Here is a 21,071-nt window from a genome sequence, read left to right on the forward strand (position 1 = left end):
ATGGAAACCTTCTCGCTTCTCTACGAAGGTCTGCTGGTCGCCACGCAGCCGCACAATCTCTTCTTCGCGCTGGTCGGCGTGCTTCTGGGAACGGCGGTCGGCGTCATGCCGGGCATCGGCCCGGCGCTCACCGTGGCGCTGCTTCTGCCGGTTTCGCTGTCCTTCGGGGCCACGGGCTCGCTCATCATGTTCGCCGGCATCTACTATGGCGGCATGTATGGCGGGGCGATCTCATCGATCCTCCTGAACACGCCCGGCGAAACCGCCTCGATCATGACGGCGGTCGAGGGCAACCGCATGGCCCGGTCCGGCCGGGGCGGACAGGCGCTGGCGGCCTCCGCCATCGGCTCCTTCTTCGGCGGCACCGTCGGGACGATCGGCATCGCGCTGATCGCCCCCCTGATGGTCTGGGTGGCCCTGCGCTTCGGTCCGGCCGAGTATTTCGCGCTGATGACGCTGGCCTTCCTCACGGTCTCGGCGGCCTTCGGCGGCTCGGTGGTGCGCGGTCTGACCTCGCTCTTCATCGGCCTGTCCATCGGCCTCGTGGGCATCGACAGCCTCACCGGCCAGTCGCGCATGTCCTTCGGCTTCGCCGAACTGCGCGATTCGATCGGCATCGCCATCGTGGCCGTGGGTCTCTTCGCGATCGGCGAGACCCTCTTCGTCGCCTCGCAGAAGATCGACATCGACGAGACGGTCGAGAAGGTGAGGGGCTCGGTGTGGATGTCGCGCGCCGACTTCCGGCGCGTCCTCGGCCCCTATCTGCGCGGTTCCGGCCTCGGCTTCCTGTTCGGCCCGCTGCCGACGGGCGGCGCCGAAATCCCGACCTTCCTGTCCTATTCCTACGAGAAGCGGACCTCCAAGGGGGTCGGCAGGCAGGAGTTCGACAACGGCAAGGGCGCGATCGAGGGCGTCGCCGGGCCGGAGGCGGCCAACAACGCGTCGGCCGCGGGAACGCTGATCCCGCTCCTGACGCTCGGCCTGCCGACCTCGGCGACGGCGGCGATGATGCTCGCCGGCTTCCAGCAGTACGGGCTGCAGCCCGGCCCGCTGCTTTTCACCAACAACCCGGCGATCGTCTGGGGCCTGGTGGCGAGCCTCTTCATCGCCAACCTCATGCTGCTCGTCCTGAACCTGCCCTTCGTCGGGCTCTGGGTGAAGCTTCTGGAGATCCCCCGGCACTGGCTGTACGCGGGCATCCTGACCTTCGCCACGCTCGGCATCATCGGAGCGACCGGCTCGACCTTCGCGCTGATCCTGCTGCTTCTCTTCGGCCTCATGGGCTTCGTGATGCGGCGCTTCGGCTACCCGCTGGCGCCGGTCCTCGTCGCGACGATCCTCGGACCGCTCGCCGAGGAGCAGCTTCGCCGCGGCCTGATGATCAACCGGGGCGACTGGAGCTTCCTGTTCCAGTCCTGGATCGCCCTCGTCATCTACGCCATCGCGATCGCCTCGATCCTGGGTCCGGTCGTCTGGCGGATGATGCAGCCGAAGGGGGCCAACACCTCCTTCGCGATGGACGGCGACTGACATGCGAAGGGGCGGGCGCTTGCGTCCGCCCCTTCTTCTGCCAATGTGGCCGCATGCGGCTGCTTTTGGTGGAAGACAACGAAGATCTGGGTGACGCGATGGCGCGCCATCTCTCCCGCTCGGGCCATTCCGTCGAATGGGTCCGGACCGGAGAGCTCGCGCTGGAGGCGACCGCCGGCGAGCGATTCGATGCCGCGGCCGTCGATCTGACGCTTCCCGGCCGGGACGGGGTCTCCATCATAGAGGAATGGCGGCGGAGCAAGGTGTCCATGCCGATTCTCGTCGTGACCGCCCGCTCCGAGATCGACGACAAGATCGGCATCCTTGACCGCGGCGCCGACGACTATCTGGTGAAGCCGTTCGACCTGCGCGAGATGGAGGCGCGAATTCGCGCGCTCCTGCGCAGGCAGGCCGGCCAGACGACGAGCGTGACGGTCGCGGGCGACGTGGCGCTCGATACCGGCGCGCAGACCGTGATCGTGGCGGGACGGCGGGTGGAGCTCGGCCGCCGCGAGTTCCGGCTTCTGGAAATTTTCCTGACGAGATTGGGCACGGTGATGCCCAAGGAACGGCTGATGTCGCAGCTCTTCTCCCATGACGACGAGGTCCTGACCAACGCGCTCGAGCTCTACGTCTCGCGCCTGCGCCGCAAGCTCTCCGGGTCCGACCTCGAGATCGTGACCGTGCGCGGCGTCGGCTATGGAGCCCGGCTGCGGGACATGGCCTGAACGGGACCGCCGGCCGCATGGACGAGGCTCTTCCCCGCCCGGTTCGACCCGTCCGACCCGGCGGGTTCTCGATCCGCCGGCGCATCCTGCTCGCGGCGATCACCCTGCTCCTCGCCTCGTCGCTCGTCCTCGTCTGGTTCATCGGCGACTACGCGGAGCGATCGGCCGACCGCGCCTTCGACCGACTGCTCGGCGCTTCGGCGCTGACGATCGCGGGGGCCGTGCAGGCCGAGCGCGGAACCGTGACGGTCGAACTGCCGATCACCTCCTTCGCCATGTTCTCCGGCGCCGATCGCGTCTTCTACTCCGTCAGCGATCCGCATGGCCGCTTCGTGACCGGCTACGAGGATCTGGCGGACGCCCTCCCGGCGGCGGACGAGGGCGAAGCCGTCTTCTCCGACATCGACTACCGGGGCGAGGTGATCCGCGTCTCGACCGTCGGGCGGCTCCTGTCCACGCCCGACGGAACGGGCTGGGTCACGGTCCGGGTCGCCGAGACGCAGAGCGAGCGCCGGACGCTGGCCAACGAGATCTTCAACAACGCCATCGTGCCGGTCATCGCCCTGACGCTTCTCGCGATCGCGCTCGTTTGGGTGGTGCTCGGACGCGCCTTCGCGCCGCTTTCAGGGTTGGAGGCCCATCTGATCGGCCGCGAGCCGGAGAATCTGGCGCCGGTCGATCTTCCGGTCCCGGTGGAGGTGGGGCACCTCGTCGCAGCGCTGAACGGCTTCATGGAGCGCCTGCGGACCGCGCGCCAGCGGCTCGAGGCGCTCGTCACCGAAGCGGCGCACGAGGTGCGCACGCCGCTCGCCTCGCTCCGCGCGCAGGCGGAAATCGCGAGGGACGAGACCGACCCGGACGCGCTGCGCATGCGGATCGAACGCATTCATTCCGGCGCCGTCCACGCCAGCCAGCTCGTCTCCCAGCTGCTGATGGACGCGACGATCTCGCATCGCCTGGAGGTCCGCGAACCCCTGGCCGCCGCCTTGCCCGACCTTCTGGAGGACGTGGCGAGCCGTCTCGACCCCGATCTGGAAGACCGGCTCTTCATCGATCTCGACGCCGCGCTGGAGGACGGGTTCGTCATGGGAGACCCCGTGGTCCTGCGCGAGATGCTGCGCAATCTCGTCGACAATGCCATGAGCTACACCCCCGGCCCCGTCGAACTCGGCGCGCGGCGCGACGGGGAGGGCGTCGTCATCGAAGTGGCCGACCGCGGCCCCGGCATCCCCGACGACGAGAAGCCGGCCGTCCTGGCGCGCTTCCGGCGCGGCAGCTCCTCGGCCGGCAAGCCCGGCTCCGGCCTCGGCCTGTCGATCGTGGACCGGATCGCGCGCTCGCTCGGCGGCACGCTCGCGCTCGAAGACCGCCCGGGCGGCGGACTGATCGTGCGTGTGCGGCTTCCGCTCGCCGGCCGCTCTTCGAAATCTGTGCAGGCGGCGAGGTCGCTCGGCCTCTTCGCCGTTCTCGTCCTGCCCTGCCTCCTTCTGGGCGCGGGTCCCTCCTTCGCGACCACCACGCTTTACGACGCTCAAGGGCTGGAGCCCTTTCGGCGCCTGACGATCGTGGGCACCACGGACACGCCCCTGATGGCGCCTCTGGTGGCCGCGTTCCAGGAGGCTTATCCGGGCATCGAGGTCGAATATGCGGAGGGGGAGACGCTGCCGATCTATCAGGACTATCTGGCCGGCACCCTCGAACCCAGGCCCGACATCCTGATGAGCTCGGCGGCCGACCTTCAGATCAAGCTCGCCAATGACGGCTACGCGCTCCGCCATCCGTCGGCCTATCTCGGCTCGCTTCCCGCCTGGGCGAGCTGGCGCGACGAGGTGTTCGGCTTCACCTACGAGCCGGCGGTCATCGTCTACGACCCGTCCGCCTTCGCGCCGGGCGAGGTGCCGCGAACGCGCATTGCCCTCGCCGAGCTTCTGGAGAGCGAACCGGAGCGCTTCCGCGGACGCGTCGCGACCTACGACATCGCGCAGAGCGGCGTCGGATATCTTCTGGCGGCGCAGGACGGGACGATCTCCTCGACGAACTGGCGTCTGGCGGCCGCCTTCGGCCGCACCGGCATCCATCTCAGCGGATCGAGCCCGCAGATGCTGACCATGATCGAGCAGGGCGAACTCGCGATCGGCTACAACATCCTGGGGTCCTATGCCTTTGCCCGGCAGGCCGCGGGGGCGGATATCGGCATCGTGGTGCCGGACGACTACGTGCTGGTCCTCACCCGCACGATGCTGATTCCCGAGGACGCGGCGAATGCCGATCTGGCGCGCGCCTTCGTCGATTTCACGCTTTCGCCGGGCGGTCAGGCGGTGTTGGCCGGCACGTCCGCTCTCGGCTCGATCGTGCCCGGGACGAGCGGTCCCTTCTCCAGCGAACGGATCGCGGCCTTCGGTCTGGGCGCGGTCCAGCCCGTCGCGCTCGGCCCCTCTCTCCTCGTCTCGCTCGACCCGTTGCGCCGGGACCGGTTCCTGCAGACCTGGACCGAGATCGTCGCGCCGGGCGCCGCGCGTCCCTAGACCCTCTCGGACCATGGTTTCCCGAGCCGCCGTATGTCTTTGAATTTGCGCTTCAGGCTTCCCGAAAATCGATTCCGATTTTCGGGCCGATGCTGTAGACACAGGCGCACTGCCTGTTTCGACAGCTCGTGCGCTGAACACTGAAAGAACCAGAAGTTGTCAAACGGCAGGCCGGAGAGCGAGAGCGTCCAGGAGGCGGCGGCAGCGAGCGCTGTCGTCGATCCGGAGCGTCTTGCAGCGCTCAGGGCGCTGAACATTCTCGACACGCCGGCCGATCCGAGCTTCGATAGCATCGTCGAGGTCGCGAGCGAGGTGTGCGAAGCGCCGACCGCCCTCGTCAGCCTGATCGACAGCGACCGCCAGTGGTTCAAGGCCCGCGTCGGCTTCCTGCCGAGCCAGACGACGCTGGACCGCTCGGTCTGCGCGCACACCCTTCCGCGCTCCGACATTCTGGTGATCTGCGATCTGACGGCCGATTCCCGGACCTCGCGAAATCCGCTCGTCACCGGGCCGGAGGGGATCCGCTTCTATGCGGGCGCTCCGCTGATCACCACCGACGGGCACCATCTGGGCGCGCTGTGCGTCATCGACACCAAGCCGCGCCCCGACGGGCTGACCCACAGGCAGGCGAACGTCCTGCGCCAGCTGGCCCGTCAGGCGGTCTCGCAGATCGAGCTGCGTCGCCTGCTCGCGCAACGCGACGATATGGTCGAGCATCTGCGCGCGGCGAGGGACGAGGCGGCGGAGGATCGCCGCCGCTTCTCGCTGCTCTTCGACAACGCGCCGAGCTTCATCGCGCTGAAGCGCGGCCCGAACCACATCTACGAGAAGGTCAACGACGCCTACCGGACGATCATCGGCGAGCGGGACGTTCTCGGAAAGTCCGTCATCGAGGTCCTTCCCGAGGCGGTCGAGCAAGGCTTCGTCGATATCCTCGACGAGGTGTACCGGACGGGCGAGCCCTATTCGGCGAAGGCGGTGAAGTGGGTGCCACGCGGTGAGCCGGGCAAGCCGCAGGTCGAACGCTTCCTGGACTTCGTCTACCAGCCGCTGCTCGAGAACGGCGAGATCGCCGGCATCTTCACGATCGGCTACGACGTCACCGACCGCGTCCTCCAGGCGCGTCGCGATCAGGCGCTGGCCGATCTCGGCGAACACATGCGTGCTCTCGCCCATCCAGAGGACGTGACCCGCAGGGCGGCGCAGATCCTGGCCGAGGCGCTGCAGGCGACGCGGGCCGGCGTCGGGACCGTGGACGCAACGAGCGAAAGCGTGCTGATGCACCCGAACTGGTGCGCGCCCGGCGCGACGCCGGTCGAAGGCGTCTTCCATTTCCGGGACTACGGCTCGTTCATCGACGATCTGAAGCTCGGCCGCACGGTCATCGTGGAGGATCCGGCCACCGATCCGAGAACGAAGGGCGGGGCGGCGGCGCTCGAGGCGCTGGGAATCCGTGTCCTTCTCAACATTCCCGTGATCGATCGGGACCGGTTCGTTCTCGTCGCCTTCGTCCACTTCTCCCAGCCGCGCACGCTGTCGGCCGAAGAGATCCTCTTCGTGCAGCAGGTGGCGGACCGCACGCAGGCGACCCTCTCGCGCCTCGATGCGGAGGAGCAGCAGCGGACCCTCAACCAGGAACTGGCCCACCGCATGAAGAACTCGCTCGCGATGGTCCAGGCCATCGCGACGCAGACCATGCGGCAGGCGCGCACCATGGAGGAGGGGCGCGAGGTCATGTCGCAGCGTCTGGCCGCCCTGGGGCGCGCGCAGGACATCCTGACCGGGGCTGATTTCGAGAACAGCGACCTGCGCGCGGTGGTGGACGCGGCCATCGCGCCGCATCAGGGACCGCAGATCGCGATCGACGACGACGGGGCCCCCATCCGTCTGACCTCGCAGCAGGCGCTCGGCCTGTCGCTGGCCATCCACGAACTGGCGACCAACGCGGCCAAATACGGCGCTCTGTCGCAAGACGAGGGGACGGTGACGATGTCCTGGGCGCAGAGGGGCGGAGTCTTCCAGTTCGAATGGATCGAAACGGGCGGGCCGCCCGTTACAAAGCCGGAACGCAAGGGCTTCGGCTCGAGACTGATCGAGAGGATCGTCGCTTCCTATTTCGAGGGCGAAGGCTACATCGATTTTCAACCGGCGGGCATCCGCTTCACGTTGACCGGCACCTCGGGCCCATCCGGAGGCAAGGCGTAAGAGGGATTCTCGGCGCATGGCACAGTCCTTCGACCCGGCCTCCTGGGCCGTTCTCGTCGTCGAAGACGATGCCCTGCTTCGAACCGAGGCGGTCGATCTCTGCGAGGAGGCCGGCTTCACCGTCTACGAGGCCCGCGATGCCGATCAGGCGATCCGCCGGCTCGAACGCCATTCCGAGATCCGCGTGCTTTTCACCGATATCGACATGCCGGGATCGATGGACGGGTTGAAGCTCGCCCGTGCCGTCCGCGATCGCTGGCCGCCGGTGGAGATCATCGTGACCTCCGGCCGCGTCAGTCCGGCCGAGGAGGAGATGCCGGAACGCGGCGTCTTCTTCGCCAAGCCCTATCCGCCGAAAGGCATCGTGGACCTTCTCTCCAGCATCGCGGCGCAGATTCGCGGCTGAGCCGAAACGAGGGGGAGGCGTTCGGCCGGCCCGTTCCGTTCCGTTCCGTTCGGCACCTCGCGTCGGCCTTTGGCGCGGCATCGGCCCGGGTGCCCGTGCGGGCGCGCCGACGCATTCGATCGCCTGCCGAACTTTCGGTCGGCAAACGATTTGCCGTCCCGCAGGAGTTCCGCAACGCGCGGCCTGCTGCTGTATTCGCTCGAAAAGAGGTTGTAGAAATCGAGAAGCCGACGATTCCGGATCTCGGTCTGTTGCCGGTCGCCTAGACGCCGGCGCGAGCGGAAGGTCAGTCGGGATGACGAAGGTCGAGTTGAAGCAGGCGAAGACAGGCATTGCAGGGCTCGACGACATCCTCGCCGGTGGGCTGACCGAGGGGCGGGTCTTCCTTCTCGAAGGCAGTCCCGGAACCGGCAAGACGACCATCGCGCTCAATTTCCTCCTGGAAGGGGCGGCGACGGGGGAAACCGGGCTCTACATCACCCTGTCGGAAACCGAGTCGGAGCTGCGAGCCGGCGCGGCCTCGCACGGCTGGGACCTCGGCCCCGCGATCACGGTCTTCGAACTCACCCCGCCCGAGAGCCTGCTCAGTGCCGACCAGGAGCAAAGCCTCCTCTATTCGTCGGACCTCGAACTCGGCGAGACGATCCGGATCATTCAGGAGGCGGTGGAGCGGGTGAAGCCCCAGCGCATCGTCCTCGACAGCCTCTCCGAGATCCGGCTGCTGGCGCAGGGCTCGCTCCGCTACCGGCGCCAGATCCTGGCGCTGAAGCACTATTTCGCGCGAGCCGGCGGAACGGTGCTGCTCCTCGACGACCTGACGGCGGAGAAGACGGACAAGACGGTTCACAGCGTCGTCCACGGCGTCGTCCACTTGCAGGAGCTCGCGCCCGAATACGGCGCCGAGCGCCGCCGCGTGCGCATCACCAAATATCGCGGTGTGGCCTATCGCGGCGGCTATCACGACATGCGGATCTCGACCGGCGGCGTGGAGGTCTATCCCCGGCTGATCGCGCTGGAGCATCGCACCGGTTTCGATCGGACCCAGGCGTCCAGCGGCGTCGCGGAGATCGACGCGCTCCTGGGCGGCGGCGTCGAACAGGGTTCGAGCACGCTCGTGCTCGGTCCGGCGGGCGCCGGGAAGTCGATCGTCGGCATGCAGTTCGCCATGGCGGCGATCGCGCGCGGCGAAAAGGCGGCCGTCTTCGTCTTCGACGAGGAACTCGGCCTCATGATCGACCGCATGCTGTCGCTCGGCTTCGACGTGCAGCGCGAGATGGATCGTGGAATGCTGCATGTCGAGCAGATCGACGCCGCCGAAATCTCCCCCGGGGAATTCGCGCACCGGGTGCGCTACAGCACCTCGCAGGCGAAGGCCAAGGTCGTCGTCATCGACAGTCTGAACGGCTATCAGGCCGCGATGCCGGAGGAGAACTCGCTCGTCCTGCACATGCACGAGCTGCTCCAGTTCCTCAACCGGCAGGGAACGACGACGATCCTGACCGTCGCGCAGCACGGTCTGGTCGGCGACATGAACTCCCCGGTCGATGTCACCTACCTCGCCGATACGGTCATCCTGCTGCGCTATTTCGAGGCGCTGGGGCGGATGCGCCGCGCTCTCTCGGTCGTCAAGAAGCGGGCGGGCCTGCACGAGGACACGATCCGGGAATACAGGATCAGCGAGAAGGGGCTGACGGTCGGCGAGCCGCTCCAGCAGTTCCAGGGCGTGCTTCGCGGTGTGCCGAGTTTCGTGGGGCCGGACGCCGACACTTTGATGTCCGATGCCAAAGTCTGACCGATGCCGAGTTCCGTTGTCGATCCGCATGCTCTGATCCTAACGCCGCTGGGACGCGACGCGGACGTTGCCCGCGCGCTTCTGAGCGAAGCCGGCATCGAGGGCAGGGCGATCGCCGACGTTGATGCTCTGGCGGGCAGCCTTGCCGACAACGTCCTGTTCGCGGTCGTGGGCGAAGAGGCTCTGCGGACCGCCGACCTGAAACGTCTTTCGGACTGGGTGCAGGCCCAGCCCTCCTGGTCGGACCTCGCCTTCGTGCTCCTGACCCGCAGGGGCGGCGGCCCGGAGCGCAACCCGGCGGCGGCCCGTGTCTCGGAGGTTCTCGGCAACGTCACCTTCGTCGAGCGACCCTTCCATCCGACGACCTTTCTCAGCGTCGCCAAGACCGCGCTGAAGGGGCGGCGGCGGCAGTACGAGAGCCGCTCGACGCTCGATCAGCTTCGCGAGAGCGAGGAGCGTCTGCAGACCGCGCTCGTCGCCGGGCGTCTCGGGTCCTGGGAGCTCGACTTCGAGCGGCGCGAGCTGACGACCTCCCCCGCCTGCCGGGTGATCTTCGGCCGCAAGCCGGACGCGACACTGTCCTACTCCGACGTCGTGGACAGTATCCATCCGGACGACCGCGAGTGCGCGCGCGCCGTCGTGAAGCGCACGATCGAGACGGGCGAGGATTCCGTCCTCGAATACCGGACGATCTGGCCGGACGGGTCCAGCCACTGGGTGGAGGTTCGGGCGCGTCTTCTGCGCCGGCGCGGCGAGGTCCGCATGGTCGGCGTCGTGTCCGACATCACGGCGCGCAAGAGCGCCGAAGAGCAGATGCGGATCCAGAACGAGACGCTGGAAGGGCGGGTGGTCGCCCGCACGCAGGAGCTGGAGCGCGCGCATCGCGCGACGCTGGAGCAGATGTCGCAGCGCGAGCTGGCGGAGGGCAAGCTGCGTCAGGCGCAGAAGATGGAGATGATCGGCCAGCTGACCGGCGGCGTCGCCCACGACTTCAACAATCTCCTGATGGCGGTGATCGGTAATCTCGACCTTCTGCGCAAGCATCTGAGCGACGATCCGCGCGCGCTGCGCCTCATCGACGGCGCCCAGCAGGGCGCCAAGCGTGGCGCTTCGCTGACGCAGCGGCTTCTCGCCTTCGCGCGAAGGCAGGACCTCAGCCTTGTCGTCGCCGATCTCGCCGACCTCGTTCGCGGCATCACGCCCCTGATCGAGCGCACGATCGGCACCTCCGCCGAGCTGAGATTCGAATTGCCCGACGCCCCCGCGCGGGCCGAGCTCGACGTCAACCAGGTCGAGCTGGCGCTCCTCAATCTCGTGGTGAACGCCCGCGACGCCATGCCGACGGGCGGGACGCTCTCGATCCGGGTCGACCGCATCGACGCGCCGGGCGGGACGGGGGCGGGCGTCGTGCGCCTGATCGTGACCGACACCGGGCACGGCATGGACGCGGCGACCCTGGAGAAGGCGACCGAGCCCTTCTTCTCCACCAAGGGTGTCGGCAAGGGCACCGGTCTCGGGCTTTCGATGATCGACGGCCTCGTCGAGCAGCTGGGCGGGCAGTTCGAGCTGTCGAGCGTCGTCGGCCGCGGCACCACGGCCGAGCTGCGGTTCCCGGCCACCGACAAGGCGACGGCCGCGGCGATGGAGCCCGTCTCGCAAGGAGTGCCCCAGCCCGCCAACGGCGGCCTGCGCATCCTCATGGTGGACGACGACGCACTGATCGCCATGAGCAGCGTCGACATGCTGGAGGATCTCGGCCACGAGGTGCTGGAGGCCAATTCGGGGGAGGCGGCGCTGCGCCATCTGGAAGCCGGCGAACCGTTCGACCTGATGATCACCGACTTTTCGATGCCCAAGATGAACGGCGCCCAGCTGGCCCGCGCGGCCCGGGCGTTGCGGCCCGACCTGCCCATCATTCTGGCGACGGGTTACGCGGACCTTCCCTCAGGCGAGGAGGTCGATCTTCCGCGGTTGGCGAAGCCCTACGATCAACGGCAGCTTTCCGCGCAGATCGAGGCGGTCCGAGCCCGGAGTTAGGGCGCCGTGCGGCCGTTCGGACGCACTGTTCCGCGACAGCGGAAGGGTTCGTCATCGGCGAGCCGGCGGACAAGGCGTCAGGGCTTCGGCCCGTATCCGGCCATGAAGAGGCCGACGGCGGCTTCCACGATGCGGGCGATCTCCGCTTCGTCCGGCTGCGGCGCCTCGTCGTCGAAGAAGCGGCGGCGCAACACGCCCGCCGTCGATAGCTCGATGAACTGCGCGGCAGCAAGCGACACGTCGTCGATCCGCAGCGCGCCCGCGGCGACCGAACGCTCCAGATAGCGTGCGAGAACCGCGTGGCCGCGCGCCGGCCCGTGCCGGTAGAAGTCCCGCCCCAGCTCCGGCATGCGGCTGGCGACCGCGATCACAGTGCGCTTGGCGTGCATGGCACCCGAGGAGAGGGTGAACTGCGCGAGCTTGGTGCCGTATCGGCGCAGCGTCTCGGCCGGGTGATCGGCATCGCCGAACAGCGCCTCGATCTCCGCGAAATAGCGTTCGCGTTCTTCGGAGATGAGCGCCTGGAAGAGCTCCTCCTTCGACCGGAAATACACATACAGCGTCGATTTGGAGACGCCCGCCTCCCGCGTCACGTCGTTCATCGACGCTGTGTCGAAGCCCGTGCGCACGAAGATCCGCCGCGCGCCTTCGAGGATCTGCCGCCGCTTCGCGTTGTCTTCGGGCGGCCGGGCTTCCGACCCGACGCCTCCATCGGAGCATTCGCCGGGCGTCGTGGATTCTTCTTCGACGGTTCTGTCCATGGGGTTGAAGTGCGGCTTGGACGGGCGTAAGTCAAGATCGAACCGAACAGTTCGGTTCGATTGAGGTTCACCATGTCGTCAGCATCGTCCGAAAACCAGCTCAACGCTTCCCAGAAGGGTCCGAAGCTCGAACTCGTCTCGCGCGCGGAGGCGCCCGTTCCGCCCCCGGCGGACGCGGTGGAGGTGAAGGCCGGGGCGCCGAAGGAGGAGCGGAAGAGGGGCGGCGGCCTTCGCCGCCTGCTGATCGTGCTCGTCGCGGCCGCCGCGCTCGGCGGCGCCGCCTGGTACGGTCATTCCTGGTGGACGGACGGGCGTTTCCTCGTCTCGACCGACGACGCCTATGTGGGCGCCGACATGGCGGTGCTGTCGCCGAAGGTGACGGGCTACGTCCAGAGCGTTCCGGTGTCGGACAACCAGCCGGTGAAGGCAGGTGATCCCATCGTCGTCATCGATCCGGGCGACTACGAGCTGGCGCTGCGCTCGGCGCAGGCCAAGATCGACACGCAGGACGCCTCCATCGAACGCATCCGCGCCCAGCGCGCGGCGGCGGCCGAGCAGGTGTCGGAGGCCGAGGCCAACCGCGCGGTCGCGCAGGCGGCCGTCGATCAGGCCGCGCTCGACCTCGACCGCGTGGCGGCTCTGGTGCGTTCGGGCACGAGCGCCCAGGCGCCGCTCGATCAGGCCCGCTCCGCCAAGGCCGAGGCCGATGCGCGGCTGGCCGGCGCCAATGCGTCCGTCGCGGCCGCCAACGCCAACGTGACCGTTCTGGAGGCGCAGGTCCGGGAAGCGGAAAGCGCGCTGCCCGGCCTGCAGGTCGCGCTGGATCAGGCCGCTCGCGACCTCGACTTCACGACCGTGCGCGCGCCCTATGACGGTGTCGTCGGCAACATGTCGGTCCAGCCGGGCGACCTCGTCTCGCCGAGCCGCCGCCTTGCCGCCGTCGTGCCTCTCGACGCGGTCTATGTGGACGCGAACTTCAAGGAGACGCAGCTCCACGAGATCGCGATCGGCGAGGAGGTGCGCATCGAGGTCGACGCGCTGCCGGGCGTGGAGATCCGTGGCACGGTCGCCTCGCTCGCGCCCGCCTCCGGCTCGGTCTTCTCGCTGCTGCCGGCGGACAATGCGACCGGCAACTTCACCAAGATCGTCCAGCGCGTTCCGGTCCGCATCGCCATCGACCCGAGCGATGCCCATGCCGGGTCCCTGCGGCCGGGCCTTTCCGCGACGGTCTCGGTCGATACGCGGACAGCGCCGGACCCGTCCCGGACCCTCGCCGCCAACTGATCGTCGGGCGCGCCGCTTCGGACCGCCGAGCGACGCGACGGCGCGCCATCTTCCAGATCGGACGACACCGCCATGTCCGCCACCGCCGCCGCCCCTCTCCCTGCCGCCGCCCGCTCGGGCGGGGGAGGCGAGGACGCCATTCCGACCCGCCGCATCCTCGCCTTCATGGCGATGGTGTTCGGGATGTTCATGGCGATCCTCGACATCCAGATCGTCTCGGCTTCGCTGGCCGAGATCCAGGCCGGCCTTTCCGCTTCGAGCGACGAGATCGCCTGGGTCCAGACCGCCTATCTCATCGCCGAAGTGATCATGATCCCGCTGTCCGGCTTCCTCGCCCGGATGCTGTCGACGCGGGTTCTCTTCACCCTCGCCGCCGGCGGCTTCACGGCCGCTTCGGCCCTGTGCGCGACCGCGACGAACATCGACCAGATGATCTTCTACCGCGCGCTCCAGGGGTTCATCGGCGGCGGCATGATCCCGTCCGTCTTCGCGGCGGCCTTCACCATCTTCCCGCCGTCGAAGCGCTCGGTCGTCTCGCCGATGATCGGGCTCGTGGCGACGCTCGCGCCGACCATCGGCCCGACGGTCGGCGGCTATCTGAGCGATGCCCTGTCCTGGCACTGGCTCTTCCTCATCAACGTGCCCTTCGGCGTCGTCGTCACGCTCGTGGTCTGGAACCTCGTCGATTTCGACAAGCCCGATCTGTCGCTGTTCTCGAAGTTCGACTGGTTCGGCCTTCTGGGCATGGCCGCCTTTCTCGGCTCGCTTGAATACGTTCTCGAAGAAGGTCCGCTAGACGACTGGTACGACAGCGAAATCATCACCGGAATGACGATCGTCATGGCCGGCGGGGCGCTGCTGTTTCTCTACCGGGCCTTCACCGCGAAGGAGCCGATCGTCGATCTGACCGCCTTCAAGAACCGCAACTTCGCCTTCGGGTCGCTCTTCTCCTTCATCATGGGCGTCGGCCTTTACGGGCTGACCTATCTCTACCCGGTCTATCTCGGACGCATCCGGGGCTACGACGCGCTGATGATCGGCGAGACCATGTTCGTCTCGGGTCTCGCGATGTTCGCGACGGCTCCGATCGCCGGGCGTCTGTCGGCCAAGGCCGACCCGCGCGTCATGATGTTCGCGGGCTTCGCGGCCTTCGGTCTCGGCACATGGCTCATGACCGGGCTGACGCACGACTGGGACTTCTACGAGCTCCTGATTCCGCAGATCCTGCGCGGCTTCGGGCTCATGATGGCGATGGTCCCGATCAACAACATCGCGCTCGGAACGCTCCCGCCGGACAAGCTGAAGGGCGCGTCGGGCCTCTACAACCTCACCCGGAACCTGGGTGGCGCGGTCGGCCTCGCCGTCATCAACACGATGATCAACGACCGAACGGCGCTGCATTACGACCGGCTGGCCGAGCGGATCACGTGGGGGACGCAGGTCGCCGAGGACCGCATCGCCTCGATCGCCGCCAATCTGTCGGCGTCGGGGATCGACGGCGAGACGGCCGCCATCGCGCAGCTGACGCAGCTCGTCCGGCGCGAGGCGAGCGTGATGGCTTTCGCGGACGTCTTCCTGCTTCTGACCGTGCTGTTCGTCGCCCTGTGCGCGCTCACCGCCTTCATCGCCAAGCCGAAGGGGGCCGCGCCGGCCGACGCACACTGACGCGCGCGGGCCTTGGACCGCCTTCGCGGTCGAAGTGTTGCGCCCAGCGCAACGCATTGTTGCGGCCATGAACCCTTCATGAACGCACGGTCGCCGGTAGGCTGCCCAAAATTCAGTCCGGGACGGGCTGGGGACGGTTTGTAGGCAGTCTGGAGGTGGAAGTGAACAGGGTGTTTTCCCGCGATGCGTTGGCGCTGCACGCAGTCGCGCTCGTCATCGTGGTCATTGCCGATTCGATCGGCCTGATCCGCATTCCGATCGGCATCGCGACCATCATCCTCCTGCCGATCCTCTACGCCTTCGCGCTCGGGATCATCCTGAACCCCGCGCTGACGAAGCCGATGCGCAGCATCCTCTCGCATCGCTCGGTCCAGATCTCGGGCACGATGATCGCCATCGCGATCATGCCCTTCATCGCGCGCTTCGGGACGACGGTCGGTCCGCAGATCGAGGCGATCGTCGCCGCGGGGCCGGCGCTGATCCTTCAGGAGCTGGGCAATCTGGGAACGATCCTCATCGCCTTCCCGGTGGCCGTCTTCCTTCTGAAGATGGGCCGGGAATCGATCGGCGCGTCCTACTCGATTGACCGGGAGCCGAATCTGGCGCTGATCGCGGAGAAGTACGGCCTCAACAGCCCCGAGGGCGCCGGCGCGATGGGCGTCTACGCGACGGGCACGCTGATCGGCACCTTCATCTTCGCCATCATGCCGCCGCTGATCCATTCGCTCGGGATCTTCGACGTCCGCGCGATCGCCATGTCCTGCGGCGTCGGATCCGGCTCGATGCTCGCCGCCTGCACCGGGGCGCTCGCCGCCGTGGCGCCGGACCAGGAGCAGCTGATCCTGGCGCTGGCCGCCGCCAGCAACATCCTCACCTACGCGACGGGCCTCTATGTCGGCATCTTCGTCGCCCTGCCGCTGACCGAATGGCTGTACCGCAAGGCGCGGCCGAACGATCCCGCGAACCCCGCCTGAGGACCCCGAACATGTCGCAGACCCATCGCGCCAAGACCGAACTCGGCGACCTCGTGGCAGGGGAGGACGCCAACGCCCTGTCGCTCGCGGACAAGACCGCGATGCTCGTCATCGCCTGTGTCCTGGGGCTCGTCGCCAACTGGGTGGCCACCGGCGTGTCGCCGCTCGCGGCCCTGCCGGGCATGGCGATCCTCTTCGCCGCCTCGCTCGGCGGGCTGGTTCTGGCGAAGGTGATTCCGCTGAACCTGCCGGCCGTCGCCTGGGTGTCGCTGCTCGCCATCGTGATCACCATTCCCGGTCTTCCGGGTGCGGAATGGGTGGTCGAACAGGTCGCGGCGCTCAACTTCCTGGCACTGGCCACGCCCGCACTCGCCTATGGTGGCCTCGCCCTGACGCAGAAGGAGTTCGCGATCGCGCGGTCTTCGGGATGGAAGATCGTGATCGTCGCGATCTGCGTTATGTTCGGCACCTTCCTGGGGTCCGTCGTGATCGCCGATCTGATGCTGCGCCTTTCCGGGAACTGAGGGTCATTCCGATGTCGCAGGACGCGTTCTACGAAGAGGCGAGGCAGTGGCGCCTCGATCTCCACCGCCATCCAGAGCTCGCCTTCCAGGAGCACCGGACGGCGGACTTCGTCGCCCGCAAGATGGCCGAGTACGGCCTCACGGTGCGGCAGGGCCTCGGGCGCACCGGGGTCGTGGGAACGCTCTCGCGCGGCACCTCGCGTCGCGCGGTCGCTCTGCGGGCGGACATGGACGCGCTGCCGATCGTCGAGGAGACCGGGGCCGCGCACGCCTCGACCCATCCCGGAATCATGCATGCCTGCGGACATGACGGGCACACCGTCATGCTGCTGGCCGCCGCGCGGCAGGCGGCGCTGCGCGACGACATCGACGGAACGGTCCACTTCGTCTTCCAGCCGGCCGAGGAGGTCGAAGGCGGCGCGCAGGAGATGGTGGAGGACGGTCTCTTCAGGGACCACCGGGTCGATTCCGTCTATGCCTTCCACAACTGGCCGGCGCTGAAGCCGGGAGCGATCGTCGCGCGCGACGGCGCGATGATGGCGGCCTTCGCCATCTTCGACATCGCGGTGACGGGTCGCGGCGCCCATGGGGCGATGCCGCACGAGGGGGCGGACCCGATGGTCGCCGCCGCCCAGATCATCTCATCGCTCCAGGCCATCTGCGCCCGCAACGTCTCTCCCTTGCGCTCGGCCGTCCTGTCGGTGACGCGCATCGAGGGCGGCCACGCCTACAATGTCATTCCCGAGACCGTGCGCCTCGCCGGGACGGCGCGCTGGTTCGAGCCCGAGATCGGCGACATCCTGGAGAGGCGCCTGCGCGAGACCGCCTCGTCGCTCGCGCAGGGTTTCGGCTGCCGGACCGAGATCGAATACCAGCGGCTCTATCCGGCGACGGTGAACGATCCGGCCTCGGCCGCGCTGCTGCGCGGGGCGGCGACGGGCGTCGGGCTCGACGTCGTCGAAAGCGATCCGAGCATGGCGTCGGAAGACTTCTCCTTCATGCTGACGCAGAAGCCGGGCGCCTATCTCTGGCTCGGCGCCGGGCGCGAGGGCGAGAATCCGGGGCTTCATTCGCCCCGCTTCGACTTCAACGATGCGGTGATCCCGGACGGTGTTCGGCTCTGGAACGAGACGATCACCCGAGCTTTGGCGGCCTGAGGCCAGAGGGCCGGATGGACTTCATCGAGGCCAAGGCGCTCCGCCACTTTCTCGCGGTCGTGCGCTTCGGCTCGATCCGGGGCGCGGCCGACAAGCTCGGCCTCGCGCCGTCCGTCGTCAGCCGCCAGATCACCGATCTTGAGCAGCGGCTCGGCCTTTCCGTCTTCGAGCGGACCGCGCGCGGCGTGGTCCTGACGGAAGCCGGCGAACTCCTCCTCCAGCACGGCCGGCACGTCTCCGAGGAACAGGCGCTTCTCGAGGAGCAGTTCGTGCGGCTGCGCGGGCAGGGGAGCGGCCATGTCCGCATCGTCTGCGGCGAGGGCTTCGTCGGCGATCTGATCGAGAACGGACTGAAGAGCTTCGCCGCGATCTATCCCGACGTCCGCCATTCCCTGACGCTCGGCAATACGGACGCCATCCAGAACGCGGTGACTGGCGGAGAGGCCGATATCGGCATCGCCTACAATCCGCCGATCGACGTGCGCGCGCGGGCCCTGGCGATCCGGCGCCAGCCGCTGTGCCTTGTCGCGCCGCCCGGCGATGCGCTTCTGGAGCGATCGGAGGTCCGGCTCGCGGACTGTCTGGACAGGCCGCTCGCGCTTCTGACAGCCGGCCACGGCGTCCGCCAGCTCGTCGGCGGACTGGCCGCACAGGAGAGTCTGGCGCTCGCGCCGGTGCTCGAAACATCGTCGATCCAGGCGCTCTGCCGCTTCGCCGTCGCGGGGCTGGGCGTCACCTTCCTGCCGGCCTTCGCGGTGGCGCGGGAGGCCGCGACCGGTCTGGTCGGCGCCCGCGAGCTCGCCGATCCCACGCTGCGGGAGGCCGGCGCCCATCTGATCGTGCGCTCGCACCGTCGGCTTCCCAAATCGGTGGAGCGTCTTGCGACCTGTCTGTCGCAGACGATGCAGGCTTTCAGGGACTGAGCCTTCATCGGCGTTGCGCGACGCGCAACCCTTCGTCGCTCGCCAGCGCGCTTCCGGCCGATGCCCCCGCGCGCCATTCTCGAACGCCAGACAGATCGGAGAGCAGCAAGCATGAGTGACGGCGCATCGCCCGTAGTCGGCGTGGTGGGACTGGGTGCGATGGGACTCGGAATGGCCTCGACGCTCGCCGCCAAGGGATTCCGCGTTTTCGGCTTCGACCTGTCGGCGGAGCGCCGGACCAAGGCCGGCGAGGCCGGCGTCGAGCCGGTCGAGACGCTCGACGCCGTGTTCGGCGGCACGAGCCATCTCGTCTTCTCGCTGCCGACCGCCGCCGACGTCTCCTCCGTCCTGGAGCCCCGGATCGGGCGGCTGGGCGCGGAGCGCCGCGTCGTCGTCATCGACACCTCCACCTCCGAGCCCGAGGTCAGCCGCGCTCTGGCTCGGCGGCTGGACGAGGCCGGCCACGGCTTCCTCGACGCCCCCGTCTCGGGCGGACCGGCGGGCGCGGCCGCGGGCAAGCTCGCCATGATGATCGGCGGGGCGGACGGCGATCTCGCCCTCGCGCGGCCCGTCATCGAGGCGATGGCCGCGAAGATCCTGCATGTGGGACCGAGCGGCGCGGGCAACGTCGCCAAGCTCGTCAACAACCTCCTCGTCGCCGCGCACATGCTCACGACGGGCGAGGGGCTGCGGCTCGCCGAGGCGGCGGGCGTCGATCCGGAGGCCGTCCTTCGTGCGGTGAACGCGGCGTCGGGCAAGAGCTTCCTGTCCGAGGTGCACTTCCCGACCTGGATCATGTCGGACCGCTTCGACAGCGGCTTCTCCATGGGGCTGATGCGCAAGGACGTGCGGCTGGCCGGCGAGATGGCGGACGCCTTCGGCGTCGAGATGCCGCTGTCCTCGCGCGTGCGCGAGCTGTGGAAGGAAAGCGCCGAGCGCCTTCCGGACGCCGAGGATTTCACCCGCATGGGCGCCTTCAAGGCGAGCGAGGAGACCGGACGATGAACGACATGACCCTGCATGCCGGCCAGGCCGAGCGCATCGAGGCGCTGCGCGCGCAGCTTCTGGGAACCGCGACCATCGGCAGCTTTGTCGGCGGAGAGATCGTGGCCGGCGACGGCGAGAACCTCGACCTCGTGGACCCCGCGACGGGCCGTGTCTTCGCGTCCTATGCCGATGCCGGCCCGAGCGCCGTCGATGCGGCGATGGAGGCCGCCGAGCGGGCCCAGGCCGAATGGTTCGCGCTGACCGCTTCGGCGCGCGGACGCATCATGTTCGAGATCGGCCGGCTGGTGCGCCAGAACGCCGACGCCATCGCCGAACTGGAGTGCCGTTCCGCCGGCCGGCCCCTGCGCGACATGAAGGGCGAGGCGCTGCGCGTCGCCGAAATGTTCGAATACTACGCCGGCTGGTGCGACAAGCTGCACGGGGAGGTCATCCCGGTTCCGACCAGCCACCTGAACTACACGCGCGCCGAGCCGCACGGCGTCGTCGTTCAGATCACGCCCTGGAACGCGCCGCTCTTCACCGGTGGCTGGCAGATCGCCCCGGCCATCGCGGCCGGCAACGGCGTCGTCATCAAGCCGTCCGAGCTGACCCCGCTTTCGACGCTCGTCCTCGGGCGCCTCGTGGAAGAGGCAGGAGCCCCGCGCGGCCTCGTCAACGTGCTGGCCGGCGCCGGCAAGACGGCCGGCGCGCTCGCGGTCGGACATCCGAAGACCCAGCTCGTCGTCTTCGTCGGTTCGGCGGAGGCCGGTGCCTCCATCGCCGCCAATGCCGCGAGGAACGTCGTGCCCTGCATTCTGGAACTGGGCGGCAAGTCCGCGAACATCGTCTTCGAGGATGCCGATCTCGACCGGGCGCTTCTCGGCGCGCAGTCCGCGATCTTTTCCGGCGCGGGCCAGAGCTGCGTCGCCGGCTCCCGTCTTCTGGTCCAGCGCTCCGTCCACGAACGCTTCGTGCAGCGTTACGCCGATGCGGCGGCTCGCATCCCGATCGGCTCTCCGCTCGACCCGAGCGTTCAGATCGGCCCGATCAACAACGAGCGCCAGTGGTCGAAGATCGACGCGATGGTGCGGGCGGCGGGCGGCGAGGGCGCGCGCGTCGCGGCCGGCGGCGGGCGGCCGCAGGGGCTTTCGGGCGAAGGCTTCTTCTTCGCGCCGACCATCCTCGACAACGTCGCGCCCACCATGGAGATTGCTCGGGAAGAGGTGTTCGGCCCGGTGGTCGGCGTCACGCCCTTCGACACGGAGGAGGAGGCGGTCGCGCTCGCCAATGGCACCCCCTATGGCCTCGCCGGCGCCGTCTGGACGCAGGATGTCGGCCGGGCGCACCGCGTTGCCGCGGCGGTTCGTGCCGGCACCTTCTGGATCAACGGCTACAAGACGATCAACGTCATGTCGCCCTTCGGCGGCTTCGGTCGCTCCGGCTACGGCCGCTCCTCGGGCCGCGAGGCGCTGATGGCTTATACGCGGACGAAGAGCGTCTGGGTCGAAACGGCACGCGAACCGGCCGTCGCCTTCGGCTATTCTCCGTCGTGACCGTCGGCGAGGGCTGACGG

At 68.5% G+C, this 21,071-nt stretch carries 16 protein-coding genes; 15 read left to right on the forward strand and 1 reads right to left on the reverse strand.

Going from position 1 to position 21,071, the window contains the following annotated elements:
• The 7 genes from AC6R2M_RS07055 to AC6R2M_RS07085 all read left to right on the forward strand — a co-directional run bounded on the left by AC6R2M_RS07055 (nt 1) and on the right by AC6R2M_RS07085 (nt 11,223).
• The gene (locus AC6R2M_RS07055) at nt 1-1,530 is read left to right on the forward strand and encodes a tripartite tricarboxylate transporter permease (protein WP_500486840.1); all 1,530 of its coding nucleotides are present in this window, start codon (nt 1-3) and stop codon (nt 1,528-1,530) included.
• Nucleotides 1,531-1,598: 68 nt separating this feature from the next.
• Entirely contained in the window at nt 1,599-2,258 is a 660-nt protein-coding gene (locus AC6R2M_RS07060) for a response regulator transcription factor (protein WP_500486842.1), read from the forward strand.
• A gap of 17 nt (nt 2,259-2,275) precedes the next feature.
• Nucleotides 2,276-4,783, forward strand: a complete 2,508-nt coding sequence (locus AC6R2M_RS07065) for an extracellular solute-binding protein (protein WP_500486844.1) — start codon at nt 2,276-2,278, stop codon at nt 4,781-4,783.
• Nucleotides 4,784-4,939: 156 nt separating this feature from the next.
• A complete protein-coding gene (locus AC6R2M_RS07070) occupies nt 4,940-6,988 on the forward strand; it encodes a GAF domain-containing protein (protein ID WP_500486846.1) in 2,049 nt (682 codons plus the stop codon).
• 16 nt (nt 6,989-7,004) lie between these two features.
• On the forward strand, nt 7,005-7,394 hold the full coding sequence (locus AC6R2M_RS07075) for a response regulator (RefSeq protein ID WP_500486848.1): 390 nt from the start codon (nt 7,005-7,007) through the stop codon (nt 7,392-7,394).
• A 295-nt stretch (nt 7,395-7,689) separates the two neighbouring features.
• The gene (locus AC6R2M_RS07080; protein WP_500486850.1) at nt 7,690-9,186 is read left to right on the forward strand and encodes an ATPase domain-containing protein; all 1,497 of its coding nucleotides are present in this window, start codon (nt 7,690-7,692) and stop codon (nt 9,184-9,186) included.
• A gap of 3 nt (nt 9,187-9,189) precedes the next feature.
• Entirely contained in the window at nt 9,190-11,223 is a 2,034-nt protein-coding gene (locus AC6R2M_RS07085; RefSeq protein WP_500486852.1) for an ATP-binding protein, read from the forward strand.
• A gap of 77 nt (nt 11,224-11,300) precedes the next feature.
• Here AC6R2M_RS07085 and AC6R2M_RS07090 read toward each other — a convergent pair whose 3' ends face one another.
• Nucleotides 11,301-11,984 carry a TetR/AcrR family transcriptional regulator gene (locus AC6R2M_RS07090; protein ID WP_500486854.1) on the reverse strand — a complete coding sequence of 228 codons (684 nt, stop codon included), beginning with the start codon at nt 11,982-11,984 and terminating at the stop codon, nt 11,301-11,303.
• A 72-nt stretch (nt 11,985-12,056) separates the two neighbouring features.
• On the opposite strand from AC6R2M_RS07090, the gene AC6R2M_RS07095 reads away from it, so the two are divergent.
• From AC6R2M_RS07095 to AC6R2M_RS07130, 8 genes are all read left to right on the forward strand, one after another.
• The gene (locus AC6R2M_RS07095) at nt 12,057-13,268 is read left to right on the forward strand and encodes an HlyD family secretion protein (RefSeq protein ID WP_500486855.1); all 1,212 of its coding nucleotides are present in this window, start codon (nt 12,057-12,059) and stop codon (nt 13,266-13,268) included.
• 72 nt (nt 13,269-13,340) lie between these two features.
• A complete protein-coding gene (locus tag AC6R2M_RS07100; protein ID WP_500486857.1) occupies nt 13,341-14,933 on the forward strand; it encodes a DHA2 family efflux MFS transporter permease subunit in 1,593 nt (530 codons plus the stop codon).
• Between the two features lie 188 nt (nt 14,934-15,121).
• A complete protein-coding gene (locus AC6R2M_RS07105; protein WP_500486859.1) occupies nt 15,122-15,907 on the forward strand; it encodes a DUF3100 domain-containing protein in 786 nt (261 codons plus the stop codon).
• A gap of 11 nt (nt 15,908-15,918) precedes the next feature.
• Nucleotides 15,919-16,431 (forward strand): hypothetical protein, encoded by a 513-nt coding sequence (locus tag AC6R2M_RS07110; RefSeq protein WP_500486861.1) that lies wholly within the window; start codon nt 15,919-15,921, stop codon nt 16,429-16,431.
• An 11-nt stretch (nt 16,432-16,442) separates the two neighbouring features.
• Nucleotides 16,443-17,588: an amidohydrolase gene (locus AC6R2M_RS07115; RefSeq protein ID WP_500486863.1), complete on the forward strand. Its 1,146-nt coding sequence runs from the start codon at nt 16,443-16,445 to the stop codon at nt 17,586-17,588.
• Between the two features lie 14 nt (nt 17,589-17,602).
• Entirely contained in the window at nt 17,603-18,511 is a 909-nt protein-coding gene (locus AC6R2M_RS07120) for a LysR family transcriptional regulator (protein ID WP_500486865.1), read from the forward strand.
• A 111-nt stretch (nt 18,512-18,622) separates the two neighbouring features.
• Nucleotides 18,623-19,516: an NAD(P)-dependent oxidoreductase gene (locus AC6R2M_RS07125; RefSeq protein WP_500486868.1), complete on the forward strand. Its 894-nt coding sequence runs from the start codon at nt 18,623-18,625 to the stop codon at nt 19,514-19,516.
• Between the two features lie 5 nt (nt 19,517-19,521).
• On the forward strand, nt 19,522-21,051 hold the full coding sequence (locus tag AC6R2M_RS07130) for an aldehyde dehydrogenase family protein (RefSeq protein WP_500487520.1): 1,530 nt from the start codon (nt 19,522-19,524) through the stop codon (nt 21,049-21,051).
• Nucleotides 21,052-21,071: the final 20 nt, after the last annotated feature.

The organism is Aureimonas sp. CAS, assembly GCF_059838215.1.